Annotated in this window: 11 protein-coding genes; 7 read left to right on the plus strand and 4 right to left on the minus strand. The window is 73.0% G+C overall.

Annotated features, from left to right (window positions below; translation table 11 throughout):
- Nucleotides 1–16: 16 nt before the first annotated feature.
- Complete coding sequence (locus DT076_RS13620; protein WP_147264148.1) at nt 17–817, minus strand: hypothetical protein; 801 nt, start codon at nt 815–817, stop codon at nt 17–19.
- A 133-nt stretch (nt 818–950) separates the two neighbouring features.
- Between DT076_RS13620 and fdhD the strand changes: the two genes are divergently transcribed.
- Nucleotides 951–1,790, plus strand: a complete 840-nt coding sequence (fdhD, locus tag DT076_RS13625) for a formate dehydrogenase accessory sulfurtransferase FdhD (protein WP_114127234.1) — start codon at nt 951–953, stop codon at nt 1,788–1,790.
- 61 nt (nt 1,791–1,851) lie between these two features.
- On the opposite strand, the gene DT076_RS13630 is transcribed toward fdhD, so the two are convergent.
- Together DT076_RS13630 and DT076_RS13635 are read right to left on the minus strand one after the other, a co-directional pair.
- A complete protein-coding gene (locus tag DT076_RS13630) occupies nt 1,852–2,667 on the minus strand; it encodes a hypothetical protein (protein WP_114127235.1) in 816 nt (271 codons plus the stop codon).
- 98 nt (nt 2,668–2,765) lie between these two features.
- The gene (locus tag DT076_RS13635; protein WP_199539184.1) at nt 2,766–4,529 is read right to left on the minus strand and encodes an acetyl/propionyl/methylcrotonyl-CoA carboxylase subunit alpha; all 1,764 of its coding nucleotides are present in this window, start codon (nt 4,527–4,529) and stop codon (nt 2,766–2,768) included.
- Between the two features lie 127 nt (nt 4,530–4,656).
- Here DT076_RS13635 and DT076_RS13640 point away from each other — a divergent pair, with 127 nt between their 5' ends.
- From DT076_RS13640 to DT076_RS13655, 4 genes are all read left to right on the plus strand, one after another.
- Complete coding sequence (locus DT076_RS13640) at nt 4,657–5,436, plus strand: dioxygenase family protein (RefSeq protein WP_233493961.1); 780 nt, start codon at nt 4,657–4,659, stop codon at nt 5,434–5,436.
- A gap of 150 nt (nt 5,437–5,586) precedes the next feature.
- On the plus strand, nt 5,587–6,771 hold the full coding sequence (locus tag DT076_RS13645) for an acyl-CoA dehydrogenase family protein (RefSeq protein WP_325048372.1): 1,185 nt from the start codon (nt 5,587–5,589) through the stop codon (nt 6,769–6,771).
- Entirely contained in the window at nt 6,768–8,324 is a 1,557-nt protein-coding gene (locus tag DT076_RS13650; protein WP_114127236.1) for an acyl-CoA carboxylase subunit beta, read from the plus strand. The genes DT076_RS13645 and DT076_RS13650 overlap by 4 nt, the downstream gene beginning before the upstream one ends.
- A 214-nt stretch (nt 8,325–8,538) precedes the next feature.
- Nucleotides 8,539–9,066: an O-acetyl-ADP-ribose deacetylase gene (locus DT076_RS13655; RefSeq protein ID WP_114127237.1), complete on the plus strand. Its 528-nt coding sequence runs from the start codon at nt 8,539–8,541 to the stop codon at nt 9,064–9,066.
- A gap of 64 nt (nt 9,067–9,130) precedes the next feature.
- On the opposite strand, the gene DT076_RS13660 is transcribed toward DT076_RS13655, so the two are convergent.
- Nucleotides 9,131–9,817, minus strand: coding sequence for a GntR family transcriptional regulator (locus DT076_RS13660; RefSeq protein ID WP_114127238.1), 687 nt, complete (start codon nt 9,815–9,817; stop codon nt 9,131–9,133).
- Nucleotides 9,818–10,000: 183 nt separating this feature from the next.
- On the opposite strand from DT076_RS13660, the gene DT076_RS13665 reads away from it, so the two are divergent.
- The gene (locus DT076_RS13665) at nt 10,001–11,233 is read left to right on the plus strand and encodes an iron-containing alcohol dehydrogenase (protein WP_114127239.1); all 1,233 of its coding nucleotides are present in this window, start codon (nt 10,001–10,003) and stop codon (nt 11,231–11,233) included.
- Between the two features lie 20 nt (nt 11,234–11,253).
- Nucleotides 11,254–12,624 (plus strand): NAD-dependent succinate-semialdehyde dehydrogenase, encoded by a 1,371-nt coding sequence (locus DT076_RS13670; protein WP_233493968.1) that lies wholly within the window; start codon nt 11,254–11,256, stop codon nt 12,622–12,624.
- Nucleotides 12,625–12,638 lie beyond the last annotated feature (14 nt).

Below are 12,638 nucleotides of genomic sequence, written 5' to 3' on the forward strand. Positions count from 1 at the left end.
CGCGCGCGGGGACGCGTCAGGTGCCGGCGGCGCCCAGCAGCCGGGTGGTCTCGGTCGCCGCGCGCCGGACGCCGCCGCGCTCGTCCACCCAGCCACCGGCCAGCCCGACCACCGGGACCTTCGCGATCGCGCGGGCCAGGAACGGGCCCCGCGGGCGCTCGTCGAACAGGCTCTGCAGCTCCCACAGCGTCCGGGCCAGCCGCCACACCGTGCCGGCGGCCCGACGCGCCCCGCGGCCCAGGCGCCGGGCCAGGCCCGCGTCCTCGTCCACGGCGTCGGGACCGAGGCGCTGCTCGGACTCGGCGGTGTCCGGCACCTCGGTCCGGTCGGCGGTGAGGTCGCGGTCGAAGAGCACCCGCCCGAGCAGCGGCACCCACTCCGCTGGGTCGGTCCGGCCGTGCTCGCGGGCGGTGGCGCAGACCGCCAGACCGGACGCGGCGGCCCCGAGCGCGGCCTGCAGCGGCACCCGGTCGGCGAGCGCCCCGGCCACCCGGGGTGCCGCGGCCGCCAGCCCGGCGCTGACGCCGATCCGGATCACCCACCACCGCACCCGTCGCTCGACCGGCAGCTCGGACCACCGCGGTGAGGCCGGGGTGACGTCGCCGAGGGTGCGGTCGCGCAGGGCGTCCAGCACCCGGGCCGGGAACCCGGCGGTCGGCGGCGGGTCCTCGTCGAGACCGAGCCACCGCGACGGGTCGCTGACCACCCGGTCGACCATTCCGCAGTAGACCGCAAGGGCCTGCGCCAGACGCTCGTCGGACACCAGCCGGTCGTCGGGCCCGGGCCGGTCGTCGGGTACCGGGGAGTCGTCGCGCATCACGGACCTTCCTCCTGGGACCAGCCGTCCGGCCGCAGGCGTACCCGATTCTGGTGCAGCCCACCTTCGGCCGTGCCGACCGGGTCGGGACCGGGCACGGCGGCGGTCGGAGGGAGGCTGGCAGGATGGACGGGTGGTACGGGCGACGACGAGACGGCGGGTCCGGCGGCTGAGCCTGGACGGCACGGACCGCTCCGGCCCGGACACCCTGGCCGGCGAGCAGCCGCTGGAGATCGCGCTGTCGGGGGAGCCGTGGGTGGTGACCATGCGCACCCCGGGCCACGACTTCGACCTCGTGCTCGGGCTGCTGCACGCCGAGGGGATCGTCGTGGACGCCGCCGAGGTGGCGACGATGAGCTACCGCGGCGGCGTGGACCCCGACGGCAGCCGCAGCTTCAACCACCTGGACGCCCGGCTGGCACCCGGCGTGCGGCGTCCGGCATCGACCGAGCGGGCGGTGTACACGTCGAGCTCCTGCGGGGCCTGCGGGACGGCGTCGATGGAGGCCGTCACGAAGCTGTCCCGTTTCGACGTCGCCGCCGACCCCGTGCGCGTGCCGCTGGCGGAGGTGCTCGGCTGGACCGACCGGCTGCGGGAGGCCCAGCAGATGTTCGACCGCACCGGTGGGGTGCACGCGGCCGGGCTGTTCCGGATCGGGCCGGACAGGTCGTCGGAGCTGCTCTGCGTGCGCGAGGACGTCGGCCGGCACAACGCGGTGGACAAGATCATCGGCTGGGCGCTGCGGGAGGGGATGCTGCCGCTCAGCGGGTGCGCGCTGCAGCTGTCGGGCCGGGTGTCCTTCGAGCTGGTGCAGAAGGCGCACCTCGCCGGGATCCCGCTGGTGGCCGCCGTCTCCGCGCCGTCCTCGCTGGCGGTCGAGCACGCCGCAGAGTCGGGGGTGACGGTGGTCGGCTTCTCGCGCGGGCGCTCCTGCAACGTCTACAGCCGCCCCGAGCGGATCACCACCGGCTGAGCGCGCCGCCGGTCACCGGCGACGGCGGCTGCTCCGTCCCGGGCTGCGACCGCCGGGAGGATCAGTCGAAGAGGTCGCCGAACATCTCGCCGATGCCGTCGCCGATGCCCTCGAAGCCCTCGCCGACGCCCTCGAACATCTCACCCATGCCCTCGCCCATGCCGGCCATCCCGGCGCCGATGCCGCCGAAGATGTTGCCGGCGCCGCCGAAGAGCAGCGAGCCGATCAGCACACCCGACAGCAGGTCGCTGCCGCGCCAGGAGCTGTAGTAGCCCTGCGCCCACGGCGCGTAGGCCGGGCCGCCCTCCCAGTAGGGCACCCGCTGGGCGCCGCGCTGGACGGTGCGGATGTAGGGGTCGGCGCCGGCGAGCACACGCTCCGCGTCGGCCGGGCAGGCGGGCACCTCACGGGCGGTGCCACCGGCGGGGGCCCACTCCACGTTCTGCGAGGACGGGCCGTGGGCGGGGTTGAAAAAGCACGGCGGACGCTTCTGCGGCAGCGGCTCACCGGCCAGCCGGGCCTTCACGCAGGCGATCGCGTAGCGCCCGTCCTCGAGGATCTCGGTGACGTGGCGGATCTCGTCGGGCCGGGTCACCGCGTCCAGGGACGTCTTGGAGTCGTCGTAGGCGTCGAGGGCGCGGGCGTAGTCCTGCTGCATCGGCTCGTCCAGCGCGTGCCCGGCGACGTCGGAGTCGAGTCGCTGCAGCTCCTCGCCGAACTTGGTCACATCCTCCTCGGCGGCGCGCTTGGAGACCGAGAGCTGGTTCTCCAGCTCGGCCTGCTCGGCGCGCTCGCGCTGACGTGCCGAGTGGCGGGCGGCGAACAGCCCTCCGCCGATCAGCACGCCGAAGACGAGCATCAGGACCAGGTATTCCATGCGCTCCATCCTCCCCGACGACCCAAGCAGCAGGTCACGGACCGGGCGATTCTCAGCAGATCATCAGTCACGGCCGTTGACTCGGCCACCACGGAGGGTCAGTCGGCGTCCCGGATCTCGCAGATCACCGAGCCGTTGGTCACCGTGGCCCCCAGCTCGGCGCTCAACCCGTGCACCACGCCGGGCCGGTGGGCCAGCAGCGGCTGCTCCATCTTCATCGCCTCCAGCACCACCACGGTGTCACCCTCGGCCACGGTGTCGCCGTCGGCCACCGCCACCTTGACGATGGTGCCCTGCATCGGCGCGGTGAGCGCCTCGGTCGGGGCGGCCTGCGTGGACGAGGCGGTGCGGGCCCGACGCGCGGGCTTGGGCTGCCGGGCAGGGGCGGTCGCCGCGCCCAGGCTCGCCGGCACCTTGACCTCGACCCGCTTGCCGTTGACCTCGACGACCACGGTGGTGGTCTCCGGCGCCTCCGGCTGCTCGCCCGCCGTGCCCGACCAGGGCTCGATGGTGTTGGCGAACTCGGTCTCGATCCAGCGGGTGTGGACGGCGAAGACGCCCTCGGCGGCGGTGAAGGCCGGGTCCTCGAGCACGGCGCGGTGGAACGGCAGCACGCTCGGCATGCCCTCCAGCCGCATCTCGGCCAGCGCGCGCCGCGACCGGGCCAGCGCCTGCTCCCGGTCGCTCCCGGTGACGACCACCTTGGCCACCAGCGAGTCGAAGCTGCCCGGCACGGTCATCCCGGTGCGGTAGCCCTCGTCCACCCGGACGCCCGGACCCGACGGCGGCAACCACTCGGTCAGCGTCCCCGGCGCCGGCATGAACCCGCGGCCGGCGTCCTCGGCGTTGAGCCGGAACTCGATGGAGTGCCCGCGGGCCACCGGGTCGTCGTAGCCCAGCGCCTCACCGTCGGCGATCCGGAACTGCTCGCGCACCAGGTCCAGCCCGGTGACCTCCTCCGAGACCGGGTGCTCGACCTGCAGCCGGGTGTTGACCTCGAGGAAGGAGATGGTGCCGTCGGTGCCGACGAGGAACTCGCAGGTACCCGCACCCACGTAGCCCGCCTCGCGCAGGATCGCCTTGGACGAGGTGTACAGCCGCTCGACCTGCTCCTCGCTGAGGAACGGCGCCGGGGCCTCCTCGACCAGCTTCTGGTGCCGCCGCTGCAGGGAGCAGTCCCGGGTGGAGACGACGACCACGTTGCCGTGGGCGTCGGCCAGGCACTGGGTCTCGACGTGGCGCGGCTGGTCCAGGTAGCGCTCGACGAAGCACTCGCCGCGGCCGAAGGCGGTGACGGCCTCCCGGACCGCGGAGTCGAACAGGTCGGCGACCTCGGAGCGCTTACGGGCCACCTTCAGCCCGCGTCCGCCACCGCCGTAGGCCGCCTTGATGGCGATCGGCAGCCCGTGGGTGTCGACGAAGGCGAGCACCTCGTCGGCGTCGGCGACCGGGTCGGGGGTGCCGGGCACCAGCGGCGCACCCACCTTCTCGGCGATGTGGCGGGCCTTGACCTTGTCGCCGAGGGCGTCGATCGCCGCCGGCGGAGGACCGATCCAGACCAGCCCGGCCTCGATCACGGCCGAGGCGAACGCGGCGTTCTCGGCGAGGAAGCCGTAGCCCGGGTGGACGGCGTCGGCGCCGGAGCGCTCGGCGACCGAGAGCAGCTTGGCGATGTCGAGGTAGGACTCGGCCGGCGTGCTGCCGTCGAGGGCGTAGGCCTCGTCGGCCAGCTGCACGAACAGGGCGTCGGCGTCGGCGTCGGCGTAGACGGCCACGCTGCGCAGCCCGGCGTCCGCAGCCGCCCGGATGATCCGCACCGCGATCTCGCCGCGGTTCGCGACGAGCACCTTGCTGATCGGCACCTGGGACTCCTCACCTCGGTTCACCCGCACCGGCTCCGCGCGGGGCGACCGGCAGTCTAAGGGGTGCGGCTCCCCGGTTGACCAGCAGCAGTAGTTGAGGCTTCAACTAGTGGCGTACGCTGGGCGCATGACCACCAGCCCGATGCCGGTCCTCTACCTCAGCCACGGTGCGCCGCCGCTGGCCGACGACACCCGCTGGACCGCCGAGCTCGCCGCCTGGTCGCGCGAGCTGCCCCGGCCGCGGCAGGTGCTGATCGTCTCCGCGCACTGGGAGCAGGCGCCGCTGACGATGTCCTCCACCCGCGGGGCCGAGCTCACCTACGACTTCTGGGGCTTCCCGCGGCGCTACTACGAGGTGCGCTACGACGCGCCCACCGCCCCCGGGCTGGCCGCGGAGGTGTCGGCGCTGCTGGGTGGCGTCGACGTCCACGTCGACCAGGAGCGCGGGCTCGACCACGGCGCCTACGTCCCGCTCAAGGAGATGTTCCCCGACGCCGACATCCCGGTGCAGCAGCTGTCGATGCCCACCCTCGACCCGGCCGCGCTGTTCGAGCTCGGCCGGGCTCTGGCCCCGCTGCGCGACCAGGGCACGCTGGTCGTCGGGTCCGGGTTCACCACCCACAACCTGTCCTGGTTCGACCCCCGCCAGCCCGCCTCTGCGCCGCCGCCGTCGGTGTCGGCGGAGTTCGACGACTGGGCCCGCGAGGCCGTCGAGGGCGGCGACGTCGACACGCTGCTCGACTTCGCCCACCGGGCGCCCGCCCCCGGGCTGGCCCACCCGACCACCGAGCACCTGGCCCCGCTGTTCGTCGCGATGGGCGCGGCCAGCAGCACCGGGACGCCGGCGGGCCGGACCGCGGTCGACGGGTTCTGGTACGGCATGTCCAAGCGCTCCTGGACGTTCTGAGCCTCCCGCCCGACCTCCGCCCAATCGACGGGGGAGGTCGGCTAGCGTGAACTGCGCCACGTCGCGGTCCGGCGCCATCCCTGCCGGGGGCCGCGGCCGGCACCAGGTCCGGCCCACCGGCCGGGCGCGATCGACGACGATCGGAGCGACGTGGACGAGCTCGACTGGATGACCGAGGACCACCGTGAGCTGCGCCGGGTGGTGGCCGACTTCGCGGCCCGGGAGGTCGGCCCGCACGCCGCCCGCTGGGACGCCGAGCACCGCATCCCCGCCGCGGTGCTCACCGCGCTGGGCGACCTCGGCGTGTTCGCCCTGGGCGGTCCGGAGGAGTTCGGCGGGATCGGCGACTTCACCAGCCTGTGCATCGCGATCGAGGAGCTGGGGCGCCACGACCAGTCGCTCGGCATCACCGTCGAGGCGGCGGTGGGGCTCGGCATCAACCCGGTCGCCACCTTCGGCACCCGCGACCAGCAGGAGCGCTGGCTACCCGACCTGATGGCCGGACGCGCCCTGGCCGCGTTCGGCCTGACCGAGCCCGAGGCGGGCTCCGACGCCGCCGCCACCCGCACCCGGGCCGACCTCGTCGACGGCCGGTGGGTGCTCAACGGGAGCAAGCAGTTCATCACCAACTCCGGGCACGAGCTGACCCGGCTGGTCACCGTGACCGCCCGGACCGGCGTCCGCGACGACGGGCGTCCTGAGGTGTCGACCATCCTGGTGCCCGCCGGCACCCCGGGGCTGACCGTCGAGCCCGCCTACGCCAAGCTGGGCTGGCACGCCAGCGACACCCATCCGGTCACCCTGGTCGACGTGTCGGTGCCGGCGGAGAACCTGCTGGGGGAGCGGGGCCGCGGGTTCGCCCAGTTCCTCGCCGTCCTCGACGACGGCAGGGTGGCGATCGCGGCGCTCGCGCTGGGCTGCCTGCGGGCCTGCCGCGACCTCGCCGCCGGTTACGCCCGCGAGCGCACCAGCTTCGGCGCACCGATCGGCAGCCGGCAGGGGATCGCCTTCCAGGTCGCCGACCTCGACGCGTGGTGCCGGGCCGCGCACCTGCTGGTCTACTCCGCCGCCGCGATGAAGGACGCCGCCGCCCACGGCGAGCGCGTCCCGGCCGACGCCTACGCCCGGGCCGCTGCGGTTGCCAAGCTGCAGGTGACCGAGTGGGCGGTTGCCGCCACCCGGGTCGCCACCCAGGTGTTCGGCGGCTACGGCTTCATGGAGGAGTACCCGGTGGCCCGCCTCTACCGCGACGCCAAGGTGCTGGAGATCGGGGAGGGGACCTCGGAGGTGCAACGCATGGTGCTGGCCCGGGGCCTGGGGCTGCTGCAGCGATGACAAGCAGCGACCGACCCGTTCCAGGAGATGAGTCAGCGCGGGAGCGGGTGCGGGCGGCGGACGAGGCCGCCCGGGTGCCGACCGAGCAGGCGGCGGTGAAGCTGGCCGCCCAGCACAAGCTGTCGGCACGGGAGCGGGTCGACCTGCTGCTCGACGAGGACAGCTTCGTCGAGGACGGCCGGCTGGCGCACGCGTTGGAGCCCGGCTACCCCGCCGACGGGGTGGTCACCGGCCGCGGGCTGGTGGACGGGCGTCCGGTGCTGGTGGTGGCCAACGACCCCTCGGTGAAGGCCGGCTCCTGGGGTGCGCGCACGGCGGAGAAGATGGTGCGGGTCACCGAGGTGGCGCTGCGCGACGAGCTGCCGGTGTTCTGGCTGATCGACTCCGCCGGCGCCCGGATCACCGAGCAGGTCGACATCTTCCCCGGACGCCGCGGCGCGGGCCGGATCTTCCGCAACCAGGTCGCGCTGTCCGGGCGCGTCCCCCAGGTGTGCTGCCTCTTCGGGCCCTCGGCCGCCGGCGGGGCCTACATCCCGTCCTTCTGCGACGTCGTCATCATGGTCGAGCAGAACGCCTCGATGTACCTCGGATCGCCCCGGATGGCCGAGATGGTGGTGGGGGAGCGGGTCAGCCTGGCCGAGATGGGCGGGGCGCGGATGCACGCCGAGGTGTCGGGCTGCGGCGACCAGCTGGCCGTCGACGACGCCGACGCGATCGCCCAGGCCCGGGAGTGGTTCTCCTACTTCCCCCGCTGCTGGCGGGAGGACCCGCCGGTGCAGGAGCCGGCGCCGCCGGCCCGCCGGCTCACCGACGACACGGTGCCGGTGGAGGAGTCGCGGGGCTACGACATCCGCACCGTCGTCGACGGCGTCCTCGACGCCGACTCCTTCCTCGAGGTGAAACGGCTGTTCGCCCCCGAGCTGGTGGTCGGGCTCGGACTGCTCGACGGGCACCCGGTCGGGGTGGTGGCCAACCAGCCGGCGGTCAAGGGCGGGGTGCTGTTCGTCGACTCTGCCGACAAGGCGGCCCGCTTCATCTGGCTGTGCGACGCCTTCAACATCCCGCTGCTGTTCCTCGCCGACGTGCCGGGTTTCATGATCGGCTCGGCGGTGGAGCGGCAGGGGATCATCCGGCACGGCGCCAAGATGGTCACCGCGGTGGCCGAGGCGACGGTGCCGAAGATCTCGGTGGTCGTCCGCAAGGCCTACGGGGCCGGCCTGTACGCGATGTGCGGCCCCGGCTTCGACCCCGACGCATGCCTGGCGCTGCCCACCGCCCGGATCGCGGTGATGGGGCCCGAGGCGGCGGTCAACGCCGTCTACGCCAACCGGATCAACGCGCTGACCGACGAGACCGAGCGGACGGCGCTGGTCGCCGACCTGCGTGCGGCCTACGAGGCCGACATCGACGTGCTGCGGCTGGCGGCCGACCTCGTCATCGACGCCGTGGTCGAACCGGCCGACCTGCGCACCGAGCTGGTCGCCCGGTTCGCCGCGGCCGCCACCCGCGGGCGCCGCTTCACCGAGCGCCGGCACGGGGTGCCGCCGGTCTGACCGGGATCCTGCTCCAGGGTGGGGATGCGGACGGTCGCGTGCCCGCGTGCTGCCTGGGCGCACGTCGGGTGGACGGGTGACGGTGGAGCGAGATCCTGGTGGCTTGTCGCGGGGCGCTCGCCTTCGACAGGCTCAGGCGCTGGGGTGGGACTGGCTCAGGGGGCTGGGTCGGGGCGCCAGGAGTGGGGTCCGGCGGCGTCGGTAGCGTCGGGGCATGACCGAGATCGAGCTGGTCGAGGGCGACCTCACGCGGTTCCGCGCCGACGCGCTGGTCAACGCCGCCAACCACTCCCTGCTGGGTGGCGGTGGCGTGGACGGCGCCATCCACCGGGCCGGCGGGCCGAGCATCCTGGCCGAGTGCCGGCGGCTGCGGGGAACGACGCTGCCCGACGGGCTGCCCACCGGGCAGGCGGTCGCCACCACCGCCGGTGATCTGCCGGCGCGCTGGGTCATCCACACCGTCGGGCCGGTGTGGGCGAGGACGATCGACCACAGCGACCAGCTGGCCTCCTGCTACCGCGAGTCGTTGCGGGTGGCCGACGAGCTCGGCGCGCGGACCGTCGCGTTCCCCGCGATCAGCGCCGGCATCTACGGCTGGCCGATGGACGACGCCGCCCGGATCGCGGTCGGCACCGTCGCCGCGGCGAGCACCGACGTCACCACGGTCACCTTCGTGCTCCGCGGGGCGCCGGCGCTGGCGGCCTTCGAGGCGGCCCTCAGTGCTGTCTCTGGTTCGAGATGAACCGTCACTGCCTTGAACCCGGACGTCCACCCCGGCTGACCGGGGGTCGACGACGGCTGGTGCCTCAGGTGTCGAAGGCGGCGCGGAAGCGGCGTGCCGACGCCTCGAGATGTTGACGCATGGCGAACGCTGCTGCATCCGGGGCGCGCGAGGCGATGGCCTCGATCACGGCTTCATGCTCGTCGATCGCCTCGCTGGTGATCGACGTCTGGTGCGCCAACCGGAACAGGTGCACGTGTGTGTGCAGACGGGTGAGCGACTCTCGTACGAACTGGTTGCCGCCTCCACGAGCCACCGCCTCGTGGAACTGGGCGTCCAGCTGGGAGAAGCGAGCGTAGGCGTGCTCGCCGGTCGAGCGGTGCGCTTCGGTTGACATCTCCGCGCTGAGCGCCCGCAACTCGCCAAGCTCTTCCACTGACATGCGCTCGGCGGCCCGTCGAGCCGCGGCTGGCTCGAGCAGCAGGCGGAGCTCCACGAGGTCCTCGAACTGCTCGCGGGTCAGCATGGGGGCGACCCGATAGCCCGCGAGGTGGTGACGCACGACGATGCCATCGGCTTGAAGTCGGTGCAGCGCCTCTCGGACAGGCGTCTGGGAGACGTTGTACTCACGGGCCACCGCGTCGATGGTGATGCGGTCACCTGCCTGCACCCGCGAGAACAGAACGCTGGAGAGGATCTCGTTGTAGACCTCGTCGGCGATCGGTAGACCGCGACGGCGCTCCTCGCCTCGGCCCCTGTCACGTGACGTCATGGACCCTCCTCCTGGCAAAGATGCGATCGTATTGGAGCGTCCATCGTCTCAGCAACTCCGGTCCAGGCTTGACGCTACCGCCTCCAACTATCAAACTGCGATCAGATCGTATCGTATAGGAGACGTCGTGATGGAACGCCCACTGACCGCCTGGCTCGATCTGGTTTCCAGGCGGAACTCCTGATGTTGGCGGTGCTGCGGTCCCCGGCCGAGATCGTCTTCGGGCCTGGCCAGCGCAGGTCGTTGGGCCGGGTCGTCGCTTCGCTGGGGGGCCGTGCTCTGGTGCTGGCCGATCCCTTCGTCGCCGCGTCCGACCACGGTGCGGAGATGCAGGACTGCCTACGCGCCGCTGGCGTGCAGGTCGAGCTCTACTCCGAGGTGGTACCTGAGCTGCCTCTCGCTTCGGTTGACGAGGCCGTCTCGCGCGCGGACGTGGCCCGTGCGGACGTCGTCGTGGCCATCGGCGGAGGGAGTTGCATCGACCTGGCCAAGGTGGTGGCTGCTGTGCTGGCCCACGGCGTCAGTGCTTCCGAGCTGTATGGCGAATTCGTCGTGCCGGGTCCGACATTGCCGGTTGTCGCCGTACCGACGACGGCAGGTACCGGGTCGGAGGTGACCCCGGTCGCTGTGCTGACGGATCCGTCTCTGACGTCGAAGGTGGGGATCTCCAGCCCCCACCTCATCCCGACGACGGCGCTGTGCGACCCCGAGCTGACGCTCAGCTGTCCTCCCGGGCTCACTGCCGCAGTCGGTGCGGACGCCCTCACGCACGCCGTCGAGGCCCTGACCGCAGTACGTCGTTCCGGTGTGCCGGGCATCTCGCTCGACCGTGTCTTCATCGGGTCCGGCGCTCTCACCGACCTGCTGGCGCGGGAGGCTGTCGGCCACCTCGTCGCCGGTCTGCCCCAGGCCGTCGCCCACGGAGATGACCTGGAGGCGCGGTCCCAGGTGATGTACGGGTCCCTGCTCGCCGGGCTCGCCTTCGGCACGGCAGGGACCTCTGCCGCGCATGCGCTGCAGTACCCGGTCGGAGCCCTCACCCAGACCCCGCACGGGGTCGGCGTTGGCCTGCTGCTGCCCTACGTCATGCAGCTGAACCTGCCCGCACGGCCGGCGGAGATGGCCTTGGTCGCTGCGGCTCTGGCCGGGCCAGGGGAGCGGCCGTCGGCCGATCGGGCGCCCGCGATGGTGCAGACGTTCCTCCGGGATATCGGGTTGCCGACGCGTCTGCCGGACATCGGCTTCCCGGAGAACCGCATCGCCTGGGCCGCCGCACGTGGCGTGGAGGCGAAGCGGCTCAGTCAGAACAACCCGGTCGCGCTGACCGCCGAGACGGCCGAGCACGTGCTCCGTGCCGCCTGGGCCGGCGAGCTGTCCGAGGCTGCCCCGGCAGCGATGGTGGGAGAGGTGTCATGACGACGCTGGCGCGGCAGACGATGGCGGTCCGCAATCCAGCGACTGGAGCGCTGGTGGGCGAGGTGCCGGATCTGGGCAGAGAGGGCGCCTTGGAGGCGTTGGAGCGGGCGGACGGAGCCGCTCCTGCCTGGGCGGCCGCGTCGGCGCGGGCGCGCAGCGATGTCCTGATGGGTGCTTTCGAGCTGATGCGCCAGCGCCGCGCCGAGTTGGCCGGCTTGATCGTCAGCGAGAACGGCAAGTCGGAGGCGGACGCGCTGGCAGAGGTGAGCTACGCCGCCGAGTACTTCCGCTGGTACGCCGAGGAAGGTGTGCGTGTTCGGGGGCAGGTCTTCGCCAGCCCCACCGGCTCCAACCAGGCGCTCGTCAGCCACGAGCCCGTCGGTACCTGCCTGCTCGTCACTCCCTGGAACTTCCCGGCGGCGATGGCCACGAGGAAGATCGGTCCCGCACTCGCGGCCGGCTGCACCGCGCTGCTGAAACCCGCCCCGGACACACCGTTGACCGCGCTGGCGGTGGCCGACCTGCTGCAGGAGGCCGGGCTGCCGGACGGAGTGCTGGCCGTCCTGCCCACCACGCGAGCCGCCGAGGTGGTTGCGGCCCTGCTTGAGGACGAGCGGGTGCGCATGCTGTCCTTCACCGGCTCGACGGCGGTCGGCCGCCAGCTGCTCGCCCAGTGCGCGGACCGGGTGGTTCGCACCGCCATGGAGCTCGGTGGCAACGCTCCCTTCCTGGTGTTCGACGACGCCGATCCCGACGCGGCGCTCGAAGGCCTCCTGCTGGCCAAGCTGCGCAACACCGGTCAGGCCTGCACCGCCGCGAACCGTTGCTACCTCCAACGCGGCGTCCCTGCCGAGTGGGTGGACCGCGTGGTCGCCCAGATGGCCTCGTTGCGTGTGGGGGACCCGTCCCGTCCCGGCGTCGATCTGGGGCCGCTCATCAACGACGCCGCGGTGGCCAAGGTGCAGGCGCTGGTCGACGACGCCAAGGCCGTGGGCGCCCGGGTCGTGCTGGGCGGCGCCGCCCTCGAGGGCCCGGGCAGCTTCTACCCACCGACCGTGCTGCTCGACGTGCCGCCGCAGGCGAGGATCATGCACGAGGAGGTGTTCGGCCCGGTGCTGCCCATCGCACGGTTCGACGACGAGGACGAGGCCGTCGCGCTGGCGAATGCGACCGAGCACGGTCTGGTGTCCTACGTCTTCACCGAGGACCTGGCCCGCGGCCTGCGGGTGTCGCGCCGGCTCCAGGCCGGAATGGTCGGTCTCAACCGTGGACTGGTCTCCGACCCGGCCGCGCCCTTCGGTGGTGTCAAGCAGAGCGGGCTCGGACGTGAGGGCTCGCACGAGGGCATCCACGAGTACCTGGAGACCAAGTACGTCGCCGCCCGGTGGTGAGTACCGGACGTGCC

The sequence above is a fragment of the Desertihabitans brevis genome, assembly GCF_003327535.1.
Taxonomy (GTDB): domain Bacteria; phylum Actinomycetota; class Actinomycetes; order Propionibacteriales; family Propionibacteriaceae; genus Desertihabitans; species Desertihabitans brevis.